Here is a 17,385-nt window from a genome sequence, read left to right as displayed (position 1 = left end):
CCTGCCCGTCCGGCGAGGACTCTTTTGATCTTTAAAGCCGCGCTGTCGCGCGAAAAGCGCCTCACGGCGCTCGAAAGGTCACCTTCCGACCACCCCCGCCCCCGATGCCTGATTGTGTTTCAGTCGCCGAGCAGCCGTGTCAAGGCGGGAAAGAGTGCCTTGACACGGCTGGTCGGCGACTAAAAGCGGGCTGTGGATCGGGGGCGGGGGAGGTCTGGTTGGGGTAGTCGGCTCATTTCCGTTGCCGGCTTGCGTTCCGGAGAAAGAAAAAAGCGCCCTCCCCGATCTGTCGGGAAGGGCGCCTTTTCTGTTCTTGTTATTCGAACTTCTCGCCGGCTTCGGCCTTCTTCACCAGCGACTCCGGCGGCTGGAAGTGCTCACCGTACTTCTCGGCCAGCTCCTTCGCCCGCGCCACGAAACCGGGCAGACCGCCCTCGTACTGGTTGATGTACTGGATGACACCGCCGGTCCACGCCGGGAACCCGATGCCGAAGATCGAGCCGATGTTGGCGTCCTGCACGGACATCAGCACGCCCTCGTCGAAGCAGCGCACCGTCTCCAGTGCCTCGGCGAACAGCATGCGCTCCTGCAGGTCCTTGAACGGCACGTTGCCGCTGCCGGACTTGAACGCCTCTCGCAGCCCGGGCCACAGTCCGACGCGCTTGCCGTTCTCGTCGTAGGAGTAGAAGCCCGTGCCGCTGGACCGGCCTTTGCGGTCGAACTCGTCGATCATCCGGTCGATGACCGCCTCGGAGGCGTGCGCCTTCCAGGTGCCACCGGCGGCCTCGATCGCCGACTTCGTCTCCTCACGGATCTTGCGCGGCAGGGTCAGCGTCAGCTCGTCCATCAGCTGCAGCGGCGGCGCCGGGTAGCCTGCCTGCGAACCGGCCTGCTCGATCGACGCCGGCTCGACGCCCTCGCCGAGCGCGGCGACCGCCTCGTTGATGAACGTGCCGATCACCCGGCTGGTGAAGAAGCCGCGGCTGTCGTTGACCACGATCGGCGTCTTCTTGATCTGCAGGGTGTAGTCGAAGACCTTCGCCAGGGTGGCGTCCGAGGTCTTCTCCCCGCGGATGATCTCCACCAGCGGCATCTTGTCGACCGGCGAGAAGAAGTGGATGCCGATGAAGTCCTCCTGCCGCTGCACGCCCTGCGCCAGGCCGGTGATGGGCAGCGTGGAGGTGTTCGACCCGAGCACGGCGTCCGGGTTGACGATGTTCTCGATCTCGCCGAAGACCTTGTGCTTGAGCTCCTGGCTCTCGAACACGGCCTCGATCACGAAGTCCACCCCGGCGAAGTCCGCCGGGTCGGCCGTCGGCTTGATGCGCGCCAGCAGCGCGTCCGACTTCTCCTTCGTGGTCTTGCCGCGGGACAGCGCCTTCTCTTCGAGCTTGACCGCGTAGCCCTTGCCCTTCTCGGCCGCCTCCAGCGAGACGTCCTTGAGCACGACCTCGATCCCGGCCTTCGCCGACACATAGGCGATCGCGGCGCCCATCATGCCCGCGCCGAGCACGCCGACCTTCTGCGCCTGGTACTTCTCGTACCCGTCCGGGCGGGAACCGCCGGAGTTGATGTGCTGCAGGTCGAAGAAGAACGCCTTCGTCATGTTCTTCGCGACCTGGCCGGTGACCAGGCTGACGAAGTAGCGGGTCTCGATCTGCGTCGCGGTCTCGATGTCGACCTGCGCGCCCTCGACCGCGGCGGCCAGGATGGCGCGCGGGGCGGGCATCGGGGCGCCCTTGAGCTGCTTGCGCAGGTTCGCCGGGAACGCGGGCAGGTTCGCCGCGAACTTCGGGTTCGACGGGGAACCGCCGGGCATCTTGTAGCCCTTGACGTCCCACGGCTGCTGCGCCTCGGGGTTGGCCTTCACCCACTCCTTGGCCTTGGGCAGCAGCTCGTCCACACTGGACACGACCTCGTGCACGAGGCCCAGTTCCAGTGCCTTCGCCGGCTTGTGACGCTGCCCCTGCACCAGCACGTTCAGCACGGCGCTCTGGATGCCGAGCAGCCGCACGGTGCGCGCCACGCCACCGCCGCCGGGCAGCAGGCCCAGCGTCACCTCGGGCAGGCCGATGACGGTGCCCGGCACGTCCGCGACGATCCGGTGGTGCGTGGCCAGCGCGATCTCCAGGCCCCCGCCCAGCGCGGCGCCGTTGATGGCGGCCACGACCGGCTTGCCGAGGGTCTCCAGCTTGCGCAGCTGGGCCTTCATGGCGTTGGTGCTCTCGGTGATCTCGGCCGCGTGCTCCGGCGTGGCCTGGATCAGGTCACGCAGGTCACCGCCCGCGAAGAAGGTCTTCTTCGCCGAGGTGATCACGACACCGGTGATCGAGTCCTTTTCGGACTCCAGCCGCTCGACCGTGTTCTTGAAGGACTCGCGGAAGTCGGCGTTCATCGTGTTGGCCGACTGGTTGGGGTCGTCCAGGGTGAGCACGACGATGCCGTCGGAGTCCTGGTCCCAGCGAATAGTGTTGGTCATGATCACACCCGCTCGATGATCGTCGCGATACCCATTCCGCCGCCGATGCACAGCGACAGCAGCGCGCGCCGCGCCTGGCGCCGCTCCAGCTCGTCGACCATGGTGCCGAGGATCATGGCACCGGTCGCGCCGAGCGGGTGGCCCATCGCGATCGCCCCGCCGTTGACGTTGACCTTCTCGTCCGGCAGCTTCAGGTCCTTCATCCACTTGAGCACGACGGAGGCGAACGCCTCGTTCAGCTCGAACAGGTCGATGTCGTCGGTGGTCATCCCGGCGATGTCGAGGACCTTCTTCGTGGCCGGGGTGGGGCCGGTGAGCATGATCGTCGGGTCGGACCCGGTGATCGCGGCCGCCACGATGCGGGCGCGCGGGGTCAGGCCCAGGTCCTTGCCGACCTGCTCGTTGCCGAGCAGCACCAGCGCGGCGCCGTCGACGATGCCCGAGGAGTTGCCGCCGGTGTGGACGTGGTTGATCTTCTCGACCGAGTGGTACTTCTGCAGCGCCACCGCGTCGAAACCGCCGAACTCGCCGATCGTCTCGAACGCGGGCTTGAGCTTGGCCAGGCTCTCCAGCGTGGTGCCGGGGCGGCGGTGCTCGTCGTGGTCGAGGATCGTGACGCCGTTGATGTCCTTGACCGGCACGACCGACTTCGCGAAGTAGCCGCCGGACCAGGCCGCCTCGGCCTTCTCCTGCGAACGGACCGCGAACCGGTCGACGTCCTCACGGCTGAAGCCCTCGATGGTGGCGATCAGGTCCGCGCCGATCCCCTGCGGCACGAAGTACGTGTCGTAGTTCGTGGCCGGGTCAGTGAACATCGGGCCGCCGTCGGAGCCCATCGGCACGCGCGACATCGACTCGACGCCACCGGCGATGATCAGGTTCTCCCAGCCGGAGCGCACCCGGGCGGCGGCCTGGTTGACGGCCTCCAGACCCGAGGAGCAGAAGCGGTTGAGCTGGACACCGGCGACGGTGTCGGGCAGGCCGGCGGCCATCGCCGCGGCGCGCGCGATGTCGGCGCCCTGGTCACCGACCGGCGAGACGACGCCGAGGATGATGTCGTTGATCGCGGCCGGGTCCAGGCCCGGGTGCCGCGCCTGGAGTTCGTGAATCAGTCCGGTCACGAGGTCGATCGGCTTCACCCCGTGCAGGGATCCACCCTTGTTCTTGCCACGGGGCGTCCGGATCGCCTCGTAGATGTATGCCTCGTTGCTCACACCGACGGTCCTTCCTGCTTACTGCATCCGTCTGGGTCTGACGCTAATTGCCACTAACATACTCCGCCTGAATCCCCTGGTGTCAACCGTTTGCAGGGGGGCTCACTCCGGCTAGAGTGGAATCACCATGTCGAGCACCTCCCGCCGCCCCGACCGCAAGAGCCAGCTGGCCGGCCTCGCCGCCGAGCTGTTCCGCGCTCGCGGCTACCACGGCGTCGGCATCAACGACATCGCCGCCGCGGCCGGCATCACCGGGCCCGCCCTGTACCGGCACTTCGCGGACAAGCAGGCGATCCTCGCGTACGTGCTGCTCGGCGGGGTGCAGGAGATGGAGGACGCGACCGCGGCCGCGTTGTCGAGCCTGCGGCGGCCGGACGGCGCCCAGGTGGAGCGGCTGTTGCGGGGCATCGCGGAGGCGTCGGTGGAGCGGCGCGACGTGGCGGCGCTGTGGCGGTGGGAGGGGCGGCACCTGTCGCCGGAGGACCAGCGCGAGATCGCCCGGCGGTCGACGGCGCTGCTGTCGTCGTGGGCCAAGGAGCTCATGAACCTGCGCGCCGACCTGGGGCCGGCGGACGCGGAGCTGCTGTGCTGGGCGGCGATGAGCGTGTTCGGCAGCGTTTCGGTGCACCGGACGTCCGTGGCGCGGAAGCGGTTCGCCGAGTTGCTGGCGGAGCTGGCGCGGCGGGTGCTGCACGTGCGGCTGCCGTCGGAGGTCGTCGAGGACGAGCCGGTGCCGGTGGGCGTCGGGGTGCCGTCCCGGCGGGAGCAGATCCTGTCGTCGGCCGCGGAGCTGTTCCACCGCAAGGGTTTCCACGCGGTGAGCATGGAGGACATCGGCGCGGCGGCCGGCATCGCGGGCCCGAGCGTGTACCGGCACTTTTCGAGCAAGGCGGCGCTGCTGGGGGCGATCGCGCGGCGGGCGGGCGACCGGTTGCTGCTGGACGCCGAACGGGTGCGCCTGAGCAGCGCCGACGAGACGGAGGCGCTGCGTGGGCTGATCGAGTCGTACGTGCGGGTGCTGACCGGTTCGGCGGAGCTGGCGGTCTCGTTCTCGGCCGACGCGGTCAACTACGCGGAGGACGAGGGCCCCGAGCTGCTGCGCATCCAGCGGGACTACGTGGCGCAGTGGGTGACCCTGCTGGGCGCGGCGCAGCCGGCGCTGAACCCGCGCGAAGCGAAGATCACGGTCCACGCGGCGCTGACGATCGCGAACGACCTGTCCCGCACACGGCGGGTCAACTCCCGGCCGGGGCTGGCGGCCGAGCTGCGCGTCCTGATGGCGGCGGTGCTGGACCTGGATTAGGGCTTGGGCAGCAGGGGTTCGAGCCTGCCGGCGAGCTCCTGCGCCGCCGTGCAGACCTGATCGCGAACATCGGACCGCGAAATCGAGGCGATGACCAGGGCGCGCGCGTGCTCACCGACCGCTAGGCCGACCTCGCACATCCCATCCGCTGGAGAACCCACCTGAAGCGCGCTGCGGCCGTTCACCTGCGTGGACACCGCCCGCGGTTCCTGGGCCTGCAGTTCGGCAAGGCCCTGGACCGGATCAAGCGCGATCGCGAGGGCGCCGTACTCGCTCTTGGAAGCGACACACTCGTTCCGCACCGCCTTCCGCTCACCGGGCTGGAAGCCCTGACCGGCGAGCAGCTGGTCGAGCACAGTGCAGGCATCGAGCGAACGCAGCAGATCGGAAGCGTTCGTCCCGGTCGGCGAGGCGGTCACGGCCGGATCCGGCGCCGGGGCACCGTCCACGGTGGCGGTGCACGCAGCCAACCCCAGGGCGACACCGGCCAGAAGGCTCGCCATACCTGAGCTACGGATCACTGGTCCCCTCAGTCCTTGAAACGCCCGAGATACTGCGTCGCGGCTTCATCGGCGGCGTCATAGTTGCGCATTGCCACCTCCAGCGCCTGCTGAAGATTATCCAGCCCTTCCAACAGCGCCTTGAACACCGGCACCAGGGACTGGGCATCGGAATCCATCGCGGCTCGCATGTGCTCCGCCACCTGCCGCGCGTAAGCATCATTACCGAGCTTCGGCGCCCGTCGAAGCAACTCGATTCGGGCGTTCAGCGCGTCGAGCTGGCCGTGAGCATGCGAAATCGCACTCCGCAGATGAGTTCCGGTCTCTTCGTCGACCGCCCACCGGCCCGCCTGCGCCTCCCCGAGCATGTGCTTCGCGCCGTCATGCTCGGGGCTTCCCACGGCGTTCGTGATCGCGGAAGCCACCGAATGAACAGGTTCGCCGCTCTCGCTCACTTCGCCCCTCGAGTAACAAGTCGCTCACCCGCGGTACAGCGCGCCCAGCCGCACCTGGCCGAAACCTGCCAATCCACCCCGGAACCGGTGCCCCATCGATACTGTGATCGACGTGAAGCGCGCCGTCGTTTTCCTCCTCCTTCTGCCCCTTGCCGCGTGCAGCGGGAATGACCAGCCCACAGAAACCCCGGCACCGGCCACCACCTCGTCCGTGCCGCCGGCGCTCGCCGCTGCCGATGGGCGTGACTACGGTGCTTGCCTGGACGGCAACTGCGAGGTCCTGGTGAGCGATCCGGTCGACATCGCGCTCACCGGGCAGGGCGGGGTCGACCGGATCTCCGTCCGCGCCGTCACCGCCGAGGGCATCGAGTTCTCCACCGGCGACGGCAGCGGCAGCCTCACCCCCGGCTGCGTCTCCACCCTCTACGAGAACGGCTCCGGCTCGCGCTGCAGCAGCGGCGAACCCGAGAAGCCGAAGCCGGTCGACGGGGTCCTCGCGATGCAGGTCGTAGACGTGCGGGACGGCACCGCCGTGCTCCGGCTCGTGTCCGGCGCCGTCGGTCCGCCGCCCAGCTCGCTCCGGCCCCCGATGCCCGTCCTCCCGACCTGGCGCCCCTGACGTCGGGCGGCTGGCGTTCACCGGCCCCCATGCGATAACCTACTCACGAGTAGGTAACGGCGATGGGAGTGCGACGTGGCAGCGCTCAGGGAGAACAGCGGCCGGAAGCGGGACGTGATGGGCCTCGGCCTGGCCGCCCTCTCCCGGCTCGCGGGCAGCAGGACGCTGGAACGCAGCGGGTTGCGCGAGCCGGTTCAGAACCTGGTTTCGGCGGCGACGAGGAACGGTTTCAAGGTCGCCGGCGCGGCCAGCCGGACGTTCTCCTCGTCGCGAAAGCGGGGCGGTGACGCGACCCGCCCGGCGCCGGCCGAGGACAAGGGCCTGTTCGACCTCACGCCGTCCGAAGACCAGCAGATGATCGTCGAGACGGTGAGCGAGTTCGCGGCCGAGCAACTGCGTCCCGCGGCAGGCGAGGCGGACGAGAAGCTCAGCCCGCCGGACGGCCTGCTCACCAGGGCCGCCGAGCTGGGCGTGACGCTCATCAGCATCCCGGAGGAGCTGGGCGGCGCCGGCGCGGAACGCTCGGTCGTCACCAACGCGCTGGTCGCCGAGGCACTCGCCCACGGCGACCTCGGTTTGGCCGTCGCGGTGCTCGCGCCGTCCGCGGTCAGCAACGCGCTCGTACTGTGGGGCGACGCCCAGCAGCAGGCCGACTACCTGCCGGAGTTCGTCGGCGAGAACGTGCCCGCCGCGGCGCTGGCCCTGCTGGAGTCCAAGCCGCTGTTCGACCCGTTCAAGCCCGCCACCAAGGCCCGCCGCACCCCCGGCGGCTACCAGCTGGACGGCGTGAAGTCCCTGGTCCCCCGCGCGGGACAGGCCGAACTGTTCGTCGTGTCCGCCGACCTCGAAGGGCGCGGCCCGGCGCTGTTCCTCGTCGAGTCGTCGACCAAGGGCGTGTCGATCGAGGCCGACCCGGCGATGGGCCTGCGGGGCGCGGCGACCGGGAAGCTGCACCTGGAGAAGGTGTCGCTGCCCGCGGGCGCGCTGCTCGGCGGCGGCTCGCCGGACGTGTTCACCGAGGCCGTGCGACTGTCCCGCCTCGGCTGGGCCGCGCTGGCCACCGGCACCGCGAAGGCCGTGCTGGACTACGTGATCCCGTACGTGAACGAGCGCACCGCGTTCGGCGAGCCGATCAGCCACCGCCAGGCGGTCGCGTTCTCGGTCGCCGACATCGCGATCGAACTGGAAGGCATGCGCCTGGTGATGCTGCGCGCCGCAGCGCGGGCCGAGCAGGGCAAGCCGTTCGCCCGCGAGGTCGCGCTGGCCCGCAAGCTCGCCGCGGACAAGGGCATGCGCATCGGCAGCGCCGGGGTGCAGCTGCTGGGCGGGCACGGGTTCGTGAAGGAGCACCCGGTCGAGCGGTGGTACCGCGACCTGCGTGCGATCGGTGTGCTCGAGGGCGTCGTCCTCCTCTGACAAGCCTGGGAAGGTCATCATGATCAATCTGGAAACCCCGAAGAAGGCCCGGGCGCTGATCAACCAGGCGTACCAGGCGGCGTCGGAAGTGCTGCGGCCGATCTCGCGCAAGTACGACCGCGCCGAGCACGAGTACCCGGTCGAGCTGGACATGTTCGCCGCGGTGCTGGACGGGCTGAACTCCTCCGGCGAGGGCGGCGCGGGCGCGGCCGGCGTGCGGCGCAACGAGAAGGAGAAGGCGACCGGGAACCGCAACGGCGGCAACCTGGCGACGGTGCTCGGCACGATCGAAATGTGCTGGGGCGACGTGGGTCTGCTGCTGTCGATGCCGCGGCAGGGCCTCGGCAACGCCGCGATCGCGTCGGTGGCCAACGACGAGCAGCTGAAGCGGTTCGCGAAGGTGTGGGCCGCGATGGCGATCACCGAGCCCGGCACCGGTTCGGACTCCGCGAACATCACCACGACCGCCACCGAGGACGGCGACTGTTATGTGCTGAACGGCGAGAAGATCTTCGTGACCTCCGGTGACCGCGCGGACGCCGTGGTCGTCTGGGCCACTTTGGACAAGTCGCTCGGCCGGGCGGCGATCAAGTCGTTCGTGGTGGAGAAGGGCACTCCGGGCTTCGAGGTCGTGCGGCTGGAGCACAAGCTCGGGATCCGCGCCTCCGACACGGCGGTGCTGCGGTTCGACAACTGCCGCGTGCCGAAGGAGAACTTGCTCGGCTCGCCGGAGATCAACACGTCCAAGGGGTTCGCGGGGGTCATGCAGACCTTCGACAACACGCGCCCCCTGGTCGCGGCGATGGCGGTCGGCCTGGCGCGGGCCGCGCTGGAGGAGACGGCGAAGATCCTGGCCGAGGCGGGTGTCGTGGTGGATTACGACCGCCCCGCGCACCACCAGCACGCCGCGGCGGCCGCGTACCTGGAGCTGGAAGCCGACTACGAAGCGGCGTACCTGCTGACGCTGGAGTCGGCGTGGATGGCCGACAACCGCAAGCCGAACTCGCTGCAGGCATCCATGGCGAAGGCGAAGGCGGGCCGGTCGGTCGTCGACATCACGCTGAAGTGCGTCGAGCTGATCGGGACGCTCGGCTACACGGAAGAGATGCTGCTCGAGAAGTGGGCCAGGGACTCGAAGATCCTGGACATCTTCGAGGGCACGCAGCAGATCCAGCAGCTGATCGTCGCACGGCGGTTGCTGGGGAAGACTTCGGCGGAGCTGAAGTAGCGCGTCACCGCCCGGCTCCCCGTGTGCGGAGAGCCGGGCGGACTCGGCCGCCGGATGACGGCACTGGTCTTTCCGCTCGTTCGCGCGTTCAATGGGGATCCCGGAGGTGAACCATGGGCGATCGCGAGGACTTCCTCACCTGGGTCGGCTCCCGGCTGCGGGACGCCGAAGTCGCGTTGCACAACGGCGACCCGGCGCCACGGCGGGCGATCTGGTCGCGCGCGGAACCGGTCTCCGTGCTGGGCGCCTGGCTGAACGCCACCGGCCAGGCCGAGATCGACGCCCTGTTCAGCCGGCTCGGAGCCACCTTCTCGGACTGCGCCTCCTACGAACACGAGATCGTCGCGGCCGATGTGGTCGGTGACATGGCCTACACGGTGGGCTACGAACACACCCGGGCGTCCGTCGACGGGGAACCGCGCGACTACACCCTGCGCGCGACCCAGATCTACCGCCGCGAGGACGGCGAATGGAAAGTCGCCCACCGGCACGCCGACCTCGTCCAGAACACCTGAGCCATCGCAGCGCCGTTAGGTTTCCCGCGTGCGAGAAGCGACGGTGACGATCCGGCCGGACACCGATCCCGCCACCATCGAACCGCGCATCGCCGGGCAAGCGGCTGTGCGGGTCCTCGTCAGCGCGCCCTTGCCCGCCCCTGTCCTCGCCGCCGCCGCGGAGGCGCTCGCCGCGCATCCCGGCGTCGCGCTCCACCTGCTGGGACACGCCGACCCCGCGCAGCTGCCGGAGTTCCGCCACGTGCGAAAACTCGCCCTCGACCTGCCGCACGCCACCGCCGGGACCTGACCCCGCTGGCCGGCATCGCGACGCTGCGCGGGCTCGACGACCTCAGTGCCCTGGCCGGCTGCGTCAACCTCGAAGCTGTCTCCCTCGGGCACTCAAGAACGTCCCCGGCCTGCGGGCGCTCGCCGAACACCCCGCCCTGCGGTTCCTCATCCTCGAACTCCTCCGCGGCCTGGACACCCTCGCCCCGCTCGCGCCGTGCGCCCGGCCGACCGGCGGCTCGACGTCCTCGTCCCCGCGGCCAGCCTGCGGCACGCCCTGATCGGCGCCCCGTCCCCATCCGCCCAGGCGACGCGCTGCGCGAGCGGTTGCACACCCTCCATTACCGCGGCGAGAACCTCGCGCGGTGACGGCTCCGCCCTCCGCGTCCACTGGCGCACCCCGGTCACGGACCTCCTCTCACCGTCCACAGAAGATCTTCCGGCTCGCCGTAACGCGCAACTCCCGGGTGCGACTCTCCCTACTATCCCGAAGGGAGGCCCGAAGATGACTGGTTACCTGGTCCAGCCCGCCTCGGTGGAAAGGTTCCGCGACGGCTTCGACGGCCGGATCGTCACGCCGGACGACGGCGACTACGAGAGCGTCCGCGGCGTCTTCAACGCCATGATCACCGCCCGCCCGCAGGTCATCGCCCAGTGTGGGACCGTCCGGGACATCACGGCGGCCCTGCGGTTCGCCCGGGAGAACGCCCTGCCGGTCGCCGTGCGGGGTGGGGGTCACAGCGTCGCCGGGGCGTGTCTCGTCGAGGACGGTCTCGTCGTCGACCTGCGCCGCCTCAACGCCGTCACCGTCGACCCCGAGGCGAAGACCGCGACGGCGGGTGGTGGCGCCACCTGGGGCGACTTCGACAGAGCCTGCCAACCCCACGGCCTCGCCACCACCGGCGGCCGCGTGTCGACCACCGGCGTGGCCGGCCTGACCCTGGGCGGCGGCTCCGGCTGGATCGAGCGCAAGTTCGGCCTCGCCTGCGACAACCTCCTCTCCGTCGACCTCGTCACCGCCGACGGCCGCGAGGTCACGGCGAGCGAGCAGGAGAACCCGGACCTCTTCTGGGCACTGCACGGCGGCGGTGGCAACTTCGGCGTCGCCACCCGGCTCACCTTCCGGCTGCACGACCTGCCGGAGTTCTCGATGGCCCTGATGCTGTGGCCCGGCGACCAGGGACGCGCCGTCGCCGGCGTCTACCGCGACCTCATGCGCACCGCGCCGGAGGAGATCGGCGGCGGCCTGCTCTACCTCACCGGCCCGCCCGAGGAGTTCGTGCCAGGCCACCTCGTCGGCCGGCTCTGCTGCGGCGTCCTGGTCACCTGCGCCGGCCCGGAAACCCGGCTGCGCGAAACGATCGGCCCGCTGCTCGCGACCGCGCCGCAGGGCCAGGTCATCACCGACGTCCCCTACGCCGGCCTGCAGTCCATGCTCGACGACCCAGCCGGCTTCCGGAACTACTGGTCCGACGAGAACCTGCGCGAACTGCCCGACGAAGCCCTCGACCGGTTCTGCGAGCGCGCGCTGGACATGGTGGTGCCGTCACCGTCGCAGCACGCGTTGCTGCCGTGGGGCGGCGCCGTCGCCCACGGCCAGGACTGGCCGGGGTTCGACCGCGACAACCAGTGGGCCGTGCACCCGCTGGGCCTGTGGGCCGACCCGGCCGACGACGACCGCGCCATCGCCTGGGCCCGCAATCTGCGCGCCGACATGCGGCCGTGGGCCTCCGGCGACGTCTACCTCAACTTCATCGGCGACGAGGGCGACGACCGCATCGTGGCCGGCTACGGCGAGGAGAACTACCGGCGCCTGCAACGCATCAAGGCCGACTACGACCCGGACAACGTCTTCAACCGCTGGCACGACATCAAGCCGGCCTAACCGAGGAGAGCGCGCAGCGCCGCGGCGAACTGCGTGGGGCGTTCGACGGGTCCGAGGTGGCCGCCCGGCAACTCGGTCAGCGGCAGGCCGAGGGCGGCGGCCAACGCGGCGGCGGCCCGGTACGGCAGCTGGCCCCGCGAGTCGATCCCGGCAGCGGGGACCAGTCGCGGGCCGAGCGCGGCCAGGTCGACGTCCATGGACGTGAACGGCACCAGGACGTGCTCCAGGAACAACGGCTGGAGTTCGCTCAGGCGGCCGAACAGCTCCAGCAGCTCCGGCGTCGGCGGCTCCGGGCTGGTTTCCGCGTAGCCCTCCAGCCAGTCGCCGGGGTGGCGCAACTCCGGGGTCGCCGCGCCGGGTCCGGGCGCCGTCATGGCCTCGGTCATCAGCCGGGACGCCTCCGCCAGGTCCCCGGTGCGCGCCGCCGCCCGCACCGCCTCGATCGCGGCCCGGTGCCGGTCGGCGTCCGGCAGCAGGCCGAACACCGGCGGCTCGTGGACCACCGCGAGGCGCACCCGCTCGGGGTGGCGGGCAAGCAGGTCGAGGGTCGTGATGGCGCCTGCGCTGAACGCGAACACCGCGGGCGGCTCGTCGAAGAGCGCGTCGATCAGGCCGAGCACGTCCTCGGCGTAGGCCTTCGGGCTCTGGTCGCCGTCCGGCCGCGCCGACACCAGGCGACTGGACATGGCGACGACGCGGTAGTCGTCGGCCAGGTGCGCGGCGAGCCCGTCGAAGACGCCGGCGTGGCCCGCCCCGCCGGGCAGGAGCAGCAGCGGCGGGCCGTCGCCGCGCTCGTGGTAGTCGATGGGGGTGCCGTCGAGCGTGATGCGCATGGGATTCTCCGGTCCGGTCAGTGGATCTTCGTCCAGTTGGTCAGCGTGTGGTGGAGCGCGTCGACGGCCCGGCGCCACGAGACGTCCAGGCTGTGGTCGGCGGTGAAGGCGCCGGTGGCTTCCAGGTCGCTGAAGCCGTGCAGAGTGCTGCGCAGGAACCGGACCGCGTCGGTGGCGTCCGGTTCGGACAGGTCGTACCCGCGCAGCAGCGCGTAGCAGACCTCGATGATGCGCATGACGCCCGGCGTTTCGGCGGCCCGCTCGGGCGGCACCGGGTGCCGGGTGGCGGCGTAGCGCCCCGGGTGCTCCGTCGCCAGGGTGCGGTACGTGTCGGCGAAGGCGGTCAGCGCGTCACGGCCGGCGCGTCCGGCCACGGCCGCGCTCAGCGCCTCAGCCCACTCGGAGAGCGCCCGCAGCGCCACGCGTTCCTGCAGGTCGGCGAGGCCGCGGATGTGGGTGTAGAGGCTGGCGTCGCGAACGCCGAACCGCTTCGCGAGCGCCGCGAGCGTCACGTTCTCGAAGCCGATCTCGTCGGCCAGGTCGGCGGCGGCCGACACCAGCGCGTCCGGCGTGATCCTCCCACGCGGCATGTTTCCTAACCTCCCTAGGACTGGTCCTAATGTACACAGGGGAACGTAGAGTTGACAGGCAAGTATTCACTTGCCTATCGTTGCGGGCGTGGGTGACGTCTTCAAAGCCCTGGCCGACCCCACGCGCCGCACGATCCTCGACGAACTGACCGACCGGGACGGGCAGACGCTCTTCGAACTCTGCGCCCGGCTGGTGTCCATCCACGGGCTGAGTTCGTCACGGCAGGCGGTCTCGCAGCACCTCGACGTGCTGGAGTCCGCCGGTCTGGTCGAGTCGAGGCGTGAGGGCCGGTACAAGTTCCACTACATCAACACGGATCCGCTCGAACCGATCGTCGAGCGGTGGCTCAGGAAGAGGGGACGGACATGAGGATCAACCTGGCGGGCGTGCTCGTCGACGACCAGGAGAAGGCGCTGCGGTTCTACACGGACGTGCTGGGCTTCGTGAAGAAGCACGACATCCCGATGGGCGCGGACCGGTGGCTGACGGTGGTGTCGCCGGAGGACCCGGAGGGCACCGAACTGCTGCTGGAGCCGAGCGGGCACCCGGCGGCGAAACCGTTCAAGGACGCGCTCGTCGCGGACGGCATCCCGTGGACCATGTTCGCCGTGTCCGACGTGCAGGCCGAGTACGAGCGGATGCGTGAGCTCGGCGTGCGCTTCACGCAGGAGCCGACGGACATGGGCACCGTGATCACCGCGGTGTTCGACGACACCTGCGGCAACCTCATCCAGATCGGCCAGATGAAGTCCTAATCGGACACCTGATCGCCGAGGAACGCGTCGATGTGCCGCCAGGTGGTGTCCCGTGCGCGGCGGCCGGTCAGCACGCCGAGGTGCCCGCCCGGGGCGGTCTCGAACCGCACGTCCGGCGCGTTCTCCAGCAACGGCACCAGCCGCTCCACGGCGCGCCGCGGGGCGATGGTGTCGTTGCGCCCGGCGATCACCAGCGTCGGAACCTTCACGCCGGACAGCGAGATGATCCGCCCGTCCAGGTCGAGCCCGCCCTCGACGAGGTCGTTGGCGCGGAAGAACCGGTGGTACATCTGGCCGAACGTGCGGCCGGGGTAGGCGATCATGTTGTCCATGAAGTGGTCGACCGCCTCGATCTGGGCGAGGTAGTCCCGGTCGCCGAGGTTCTGCAGGATCGCCAGCGGCTTGGTCAGCTGCTTGTTGATGCCCGTCGCCCAGAACACGCGTTCAACCACATAGGACGGTGCACCGCCGAGCATCCGGTACAGCGGGGTGAGCAGGTAGCCGCCGGTGAGGTCCACCAGCGGCCGGAACGGCGCGACCAGCGGGATGGCGGTGAAGTCGACCGGCGAGGCGACCGTGGTGATCGACTGCACCGGCAGGTCGGGGCGGTCGGCCGTGGTCAGCAGGGAGAACAGCCCGCCGAGGCACCACGCGACCAGGTGCACGCCGCGCCCGCCGGAGTCCTCGCTGACCTTGCGGATGGCGCGCGGCAGCACCTCGTCGATCCAGTGCTCGATGCCCAGCCTGCGGTCGGAGAACGCGACGGTGCCGTAGTCCACCAGGTAGGTGCGACGGCCCCGGTCGACCAGGTGCTCGGCGAGGCTGCAACCGCGCCGCAGGTCGAAGCACAGGGCGGGGGCGGCCAGCGGCGGCACGAGCAGCACCGGGTCGCCCTCGTGCGACGGGCTCATCCGGTACAGCGACCGGTTCGGGCCCTGGTCGACCAGCACGCGCGGCACCGGCCGCAGGTCGGCGAGACCGCCGCGCAGGACGCCGAGTGCGTTGGCCGCCATCGCGGTCACTGCGGGTACCACCATCTACCTCGAAACTCCGTTCACCGCACCGATCCTTCCCCGGGACCGACGCTACTTCAAGGCTGCCTCACCCTCGCTTCGTACTCCGCTCGCGCGCCCGCGTGCGCCTGGGTGAACACCTTGTCGGCGCCGATCGCGCGCATGAACCACTCCGCCGCCGCACGTGGCAGCAGGCGGCTGACGCGACCGGTCACGTCGAGCGATTTCGGGACGAACACGTCGAACCGCGGCTTCTGCAGCGTCCCGACGATCGCCTTCGCCACGTCCTCCGGCCGCAGGGACGGGAAGAGCCTGGTCTCGGGCAGGCCGTCGGCGAGGTGCGTGCGGACGACCGCGGGCATCACGCACGAGATGTCCACTCCGGACCCGCGCAGCTCCTGCCGCACCGCTTCGGACAGGCCGACGACGGCGTGCTTGGTGGCGCAGTAGGTCGCCGCGCCGGGGAACCCGGCCTTGCCCGCCATCGACGCGACGTTGACGATGTGGCCGCGGCCGCGCGGGCGCATGCGGCGGACGGCTTCGCGGGTGCCGTGGATGACCGCGCGCAGGTTGACGTCGATCTGCTTCGCCGTGGCCGCGTCGTCCTCGTCGGCCAGCGGCGACAGCAGCATGACGCCGGCGTTGTTGATCAGGACGTCGATGGGCCCGAGGCGGCGCTCGACCTCGTCCAGGAACTCGGTGAAGCCGCGGTGGTCGGTCACGTCGAGCGGCAGGGCGAGCGTGTCGCCGCCCAGCTCACCCGCCGTCTTCTCGGCCAGGACCGGGTCGAGGTCGCCGATGACGACCTTCGCACCCAGCCGCACCAGGGCGGCGGCCGTGGTGGCGCCGATCCCCTGCGCGCCTCCGGTGATCACGATGACCTTGCCTAGCAACGTTGCCATGGCGGCCATACTGCCCGGTAACTGACATTCGCGCCAGAGGTGTCACACTCGCTGTTCGAAGATCTGGACCCACACGTCGTCGCGCACGCGCACCCGCTCGGTCGGCGTGAACCCCTGGCCCTCGTAGTAGCGGACGAGCTTGCCGTCGCCGCCGGCCCAGCAGTCGACGCGCAGCAGGCCGATGCCGCGGTCGCGGGCGTCCTGGCGGGCGAACTCCAGCAGCCGGGCGCCGACGCCGCGGTGCTCGCGGGAGGCCAGCAGCAGCGTCACGTACACCTCGGGCTCATCGACCGGCGGCGTGTACGGCAGTGGGTGGTCGAGGATCAGGGCGCCGGCCGGCGCACCGTCCGAAATGGCCAGGAACGGGCGGCCGTCACGCAGCATCGTGCGGACGCGCTCGACCTTCGCCGGGTCCGCCGACCACGGTTCGGTGCCCCACTGGCCGGCGCTGCCGCGGGCGACGAGCCATTCGACGGCCGCGTCGAACAGCCCCAGGACGATGTGCAGGTCGGCCTCGCCGGACTCGCGGATCTCCATCACGGCGCCGTCAGCACGAGCGGGCCGTCCGAGGTGACGGCGATGGTGTGCTCGACGTGCGCGGCGCGGGAGCCGTCGCTGGTCAGGATCGTCCAGCCGTCGTCGCCGTAGCGGTAGTCGTCGCGGCCGCCCGCGAGGAACATCGGCTCGATCGCGATGACCAGCCCTTCCCGCAGCGGCATCCCCTTGCCCGCGACGGCTTCGTTCGGCACGTGCGGCGCTTCGTGCATCGCGCGGCCCACGCCGTGACCCCCGTGGTCGGCGAGCAACCCGTACCCGGCGCGACGCCCGATCTCGGCGATCGCGTGGCCGATGTCGCCCATCCTGTTCCCTGGGCGGGCCTGCTCGATGCCCGCCCACATGCCCCGCTCGGTGGCGGCGATGAGGTCGAGGTCGGCCTGGTTCGCGCTGCCGACGACGAAGCTGACCGCGGCGTCCCCGTGCCAGCCGTCGACGTGCGCGCCGAAGTCGACGCTCAGCAGATCGCCGTCGCGGAGGCGGTAGTCGGTCGGGATGCCGTGCACGACGGCGTCGTTGACGCTGGTGCAGAGCACAGCCGGATAGGGCGACGGCGCGAAGCGCGGGTGGTAGTGCAGGAAGGACGACTTGGCGCCCTCGTCGTTGAGGATGTCCGCGGCGAGCTGGTCCAGCTCACGCAGGCTGGTGCCGACGGCCGCCTGCTCGCGGACGCTCTGGAGCACCTTCGCGACGACCCGCCCCGCGGCGCGCATGGCGTCCAGCTCGCCACGACTCTTCAGCTCGATCACTTCTCACCTCGCCGGTATAGTTATACCGGAAGTTATAGCACCGCGCCCCAGAACCCAAGGTAGCTGGGTGGTCATCCCGTCGCCTGACACTGGACGATCACCTTGA

At 70.3% G+C, this 17,385-nt stretch carries 20 protein-coding genes; 10 read left to right on the top strand and 10 right to left on the bottom strand.

The window, feature by feature from the left end:
- Positions 1-183 (top strand): hypothetical protein (locus tag L2C96_RS42550; RefSeq protein WP_237340107.1); only part of this gene is annotated, 183 nt, incomplete at its 5' end.
- Between the two features lie 133 nt (positions 184-316).
- On the opposite strand, the gene L2C96_RS42545 is transcribed toward L2C96_RS42550, so the two are convergent.
- Complete coding sequence (locus tag L2C96_RS42545; protein WP_272884044.1) at positions 317-2,479, bottom strand: 3-hydroxyacyl-CoA dehydrogenase NAD-binding domain-containing protein; 2,163 nt, start codon at positions 2,477-2,479, stop codon at positions 317-319.
- A gap of 2 nt (positions 2,480-2,481) precedes the next feature.
- Entirely contained in the window at positions 2,482-3,693 is a 1,212-nt protein-coding gene (locus L2C96_RS42540; protein WP_237340106.1) for an acetyl-CoA C-acetyltransferase, read from the bottom strand.
- 127 nt (positions 3,694-3,820) lie between these two features.
- On the opposite strand from L2C96_RS42540, the gene L2C96_RS42535 reads away from it, so the two are divergent.
- On the top strand, positions 3,821-4,996 hold the full coding sequence (locus tag L2C96_RS42535; RefSeq protein WP_237340105.1) for a TetR/AcrR family transcriptional regulator: 1,176 nt from the start codon (positions 3,821-3,823) through the stop codon (positions 4,994-4,996).
- Here L2C96_RS42535 and L2C96_RS42530 read toward each other — a convergent pair.
- Positions 4,993-5,499, bottom strand: a complete 507-nt coding sequence (locus L2C96_RS42530; RefSeq protein WP_237340104.1) for a DUF3558 domain-containing protein — start codon at positions 5,497-5,499, stop codon at positions 4,993-4,995. The genes L2C96_RS42535 and L2C96_RS42530 overlap by 4 nt on opposite strands.
- A 26-nt stretch (positions 5,500-5,525) precedes the next feature.
- Positions 5,526-5,951 carry a hypothetical protein gene (locus tag L2C96_RS42525; RefSeq protein WP_237340103.1) on the bottom strand — a complete coding sequence of 142 codons (426 nt, stop codon included), beginning with the start codon at positions 5,949-5,951 and terminating at the stop codon, positions 5,526-5,528.
- Between the two features lie 112 nt (positions 5,952-6,063).
- On the opposite strand from L2C96_RS42525, the gene L2C96_RS42520 reads away from it, so the two are divergent.
- The 6 genes from L2C96_RS42520 to L2C96_RS42495 all read left to right on the top strand — a co-directional run bounded on the left by L2C96_RS42520 (position 6,064) and on the right by L2C96_RS42495 (position 11,881).
- A complete protein-coding gene (locus L2C96_RS42520; RefSeq protein ID WP_237340102.1) occupies positions 6,064-6,570 on the top strand; it encodes a hypothetical protein in 507 nt (168 codons plus the stop codon).
- A 117-nt stretch (positions 6,571-6,687) separates the two neighbouring features.
- Positions 6,688-7,986 (top strand): acyl-CoA dehydrogenase family protein, encoded by a 1,299-nt coding sequence (locus L2C96_RS42515; RefSeq protein WP_237340108.1) that lies wholly within the window; start codon positions 6,688-6,690, stop codon positions 7,984-7,986.
- 19 nt (positions 7,987-8,005) lie between these two features.
- Positions 8,006-9,214, top strand: a complete 1,209-nt coding sequence (locus L2C96_RS42510) for an acyl-CoA dehydrogenase family protein (RefSeq protein ID WP_237340101.1) — start codon at positions 8,006-8,008, stop codon at positions 9,212-9,214.
- A 113-nt stretch (positions 9,215-9,327) separates the two neighbouring features.
- A complete protein-coding gene (locus tag L2C96_RS42505) occupies positions 9,328-9,729 on the top strand; it encodes a nuclear transport factor 2 family protein (protein ID WP_237340100.1) in 402 nt (133 codons plus the stop codon).
- A 28-nt stretch (positions 9,730-9,757) separates the two neighbouring features.
- On the top strand, positions 9,758-10,018 hold the full coding sequence (locus L2C96_RS42500; RefSeq protein WP_020420447.1) for a hypothetical protein: 261 nt from the start codon (positions 9,758-9,760) through the stop codon (positions 10,016-10,018).
- Positions 10,019-10,501: 483 nt separating this feature from the next.
- Complete coding sequence (locus tag L2C96_RS42495; protein ID WP_237340099.1) at positions 10,502-11,881, top strand: FAD-binding oxidoreductase; 1,380 nt, start codon at positions 10,502-10,504, stop codon at positions 11,879-11,881.
- Here the strand turns inward: L2C96_RS42495 and L2C96_RS42490 are convergent.
- Together L2C96_RS42490 and L2C96_RS42485 are read right to left on the bottom strand one after the other, a co-directional pair.
- Positions 11,878-12,714, bottom strand: a complete 837-nt coding sequence (locus tag L2C96_RS42490; RefSeq protein ID WP_237340098.1) for an alpha/beta fold hydrolase — start codon at positions 12,712-12,714, stop codon at positions 11,878-11,880. The genes L2C96_RS42495 and L2C96_RS42490 overlap by 4 nt on opposite strands.
- Positions 12,715-12,731: 17 nt before the next feature.
- On the bottom strand, positions 12,732-13,304 hold the full coding sequence (locus L2C96_RS42485; RefSeq protein ID WP_020420451.1) for a TetR/AcrR family transcriptional regulator: 573 nt from the start codon (positions 13,302-13,304) through the stop codon (positions 12,732-12,734).
- 88 nt (positions 13,305-13,392) lie between these two features.
- Between L2C96_RS42485 and L2C96_RS42480 the strand changes: the two genes are divergently transcribed.
- Together L2C96_RS42480 and L2C96_RS42475 are read left to right on the top strand one after the other, a co-directional pair.
- Positions 13,393-13,674: an ArsR/SmtB family transcription factor gene (locus L2C96_RS42480; RefSeq protein ID WP_237340097.1), complete on the top strand. Its 282-nt coding sequence runs from the start codon at positions 13,393-13,395 to the stop codon at positions 13,672-13,674.
- On the top strand, positions 13,671-14,060 hold the full coding sequence (locus tag L2C96_RS42475; protein ID WP_237340096.1) for a VOC family protein: 390 nt from the start codon (positions 13,671-13,673) through the stop codon (positions 14,058-14,060). Before L2C96_RS42480 ends, L2C96_RS42475 begins: the two co-directional genes overlap by 4 nt.
- Here the strand turns inward: L2C96_RS42475 and L2C96_RS42470 are convergent.
- Genes L2C96_RS42470 through map form a run of 4 tightly spaced genes read right to left on the bottom strand, consistent with a single transcriptional unit; the run spans position 14,057 to position 17,279 of the window.
- Positions 14,057-15,097 carry an alpha/beta fold hydrolase gene (locus tag L2C96_RS42470; RefSeq protein WP_237340095.1) on the bottom strand — a complete coding sequence of 347 codons (1,041 nt, stop codon included), beginning with the start codon at positions 15,095-15,097 and terminating at the stop codon, positions 14,057-14,059. The genes L2C96_RS42475 and L2C96_RS42470 overlap by 4 nt on opposite strands.
- Before the next feature lie 53 nt (positions 15,098-15,150).
- Entirely contained in the window at positions 15,151-15,984 is an 834-nt protein-coding gene (locus tag L2C96_RS42465) for an SDR family oxidoreductase (RefSeq protein ID WP_237340094.1), read from the bottom strand.
- A gap of 33 nt (positions 15,985-16,017) precedes the next feature.
- On the bottom strand, positions 16,018-16,512 hold the full coding sequence (locus tag L2C96_RS42460) for a GNAT family N-acetyltransferase (protein ID WP_237340093.1): 495 nt from the start codon (positions 16,510-16,512) through the stop codon (positions 16,018-16,020).
- Positions 16,512-17,279 carry a type I methionyl aminopeptidase gene (gene map / locus L2C96_RS42455; RefSeq protein ID WP_237340092.1) on the bottom strand — a complete coding sequence of 256 codons (768 nt, stop codon included), beginning with the start codon at positions 17,277-17,279 and terminating at the stop codon, positions 16,512-16,514. The genes L2C96_RS42460 and map overlap by 1 nt, the downstream gene beginning before the upstream one ends.
- Between the last annotated feature and the right edge of the window lie 106 nt (positions 17,280-17,385).

The sequence above is a fragment of the Amycolatopsis tucumanensis genome, assembly GCF_021654135.1.
Lineage (GTDB): Bacteria > Actinomycetota > Actinomycetes > Mycobacteriales > Pseudonocardiaceae > Amycolatopsis_E > Amycolatopsis_E tucumanensis.
Note: the sequence above shows the minus strand (reverse complement) of the source record. Positions and strands in the feature narration are given on the sequence as shown.

What these genes read in the sequence shown, in the direction of transcription:
- L2C96_RS42545 (WP_272884044.1), bottom strand. Translation starts at nt 2,479, where the DNA reads ATGACCAACACTATTCGCTGGGACCAGGACTCCGACGGCATCGTCGTG.
- L2C96_RS42535 (WP_237340105.1), top strand. Translation starts at nt 3,821, where the DNA reads ATGTCGAGCACCTCCCGCCGCCCCGACCGCAAGAGCCAGCTGGCCGGC.
- L2C96_RS42530 (WP_237340104.1), bottom strand. Translation starts at nt 5,499, where the DNA reads ATGGCGAGCCTTCTGGCCGGTGTCGCCCTGGGGTTGGCTGCGTGCACC.
- L2C96_RS42515 (WP_237340108.1), top strand. Translation starts at nt 6,688, where the DNA reads ATGGGCCTCGGCCTGGCCGCCCTCTCCCGGCTCGCGGGCAGCAGGACG.
- L2C96_RS42510 (WP_237340101.1), top strand. Translation starts at nt 8,006, where the DNA reads ATGATCAATCTGGAAACCCCGAAGAAGGCCCGGGCGCTGATCAACCAG.
- L2C96_RS42505 (WP_237340100.1), top strand. Translation starts at nt 9,328, where the DNA reads ATGGGCGATCGCGAGGACTTCCTCACCTGGGTCGGCTCCCGGCTGCGG.
- L2C96_RS42495 (WP_237340099.1), top strand. Translation starts at nt 10,502, where the DNA reads ATGACTGGTTACCTGGTCCAGCCCGCCTCGGTGGAAAGGTTCCGCGAC.
- L2C96_RS42490 (WP_237340098.1), bottom strand. Translation starts at nt 12,714, where the DNA reads ATGCGCATCACGCTCGACGGCACCCCCATCGACTACCACGAGCGCGGC.
- L2C96_RS42485 (WP_020420451.1), bottom strand. Translation starts at nt 13,304, where the DNA reads ATGCCGCGTGGGAGGATCACGCCGGACGCGCTGGTGTCGGCCGCCGCC.
- L2C96_RS42475 (WP_237340096.1), top strand. Translation starts at nt 13,671, where the DNA reads ATGAGGATCAACCTGGCGGGCGTGCTCGTCGACGACCAGGAGAAGGCG.
- L2C96_RS42470 (WP_237340095.1), bottom strand. Translation starts at nt 15,097, where the DNA reads ATGGTGGTACCCGCAGTGACCGCGATGGCGGCCAACGCACTCGGCGTC.
- L2C96_RS42465 (WP_237340094.1), bottom strand. Translation starts at nt 15,984, where the DNA reads ATGGCCGCCATGGCAACGTTGCTAGGCAAGGTCATCGTGATCACCGGA.
- L2C96_RS42460 (WP_237340093.1), bottom strand. Translation starts at nt 16,512, where the DNA reads ATGGAGATCCGCGAGTCCGGCGAGGCCGACCTGCACATCGTCCTGGGG.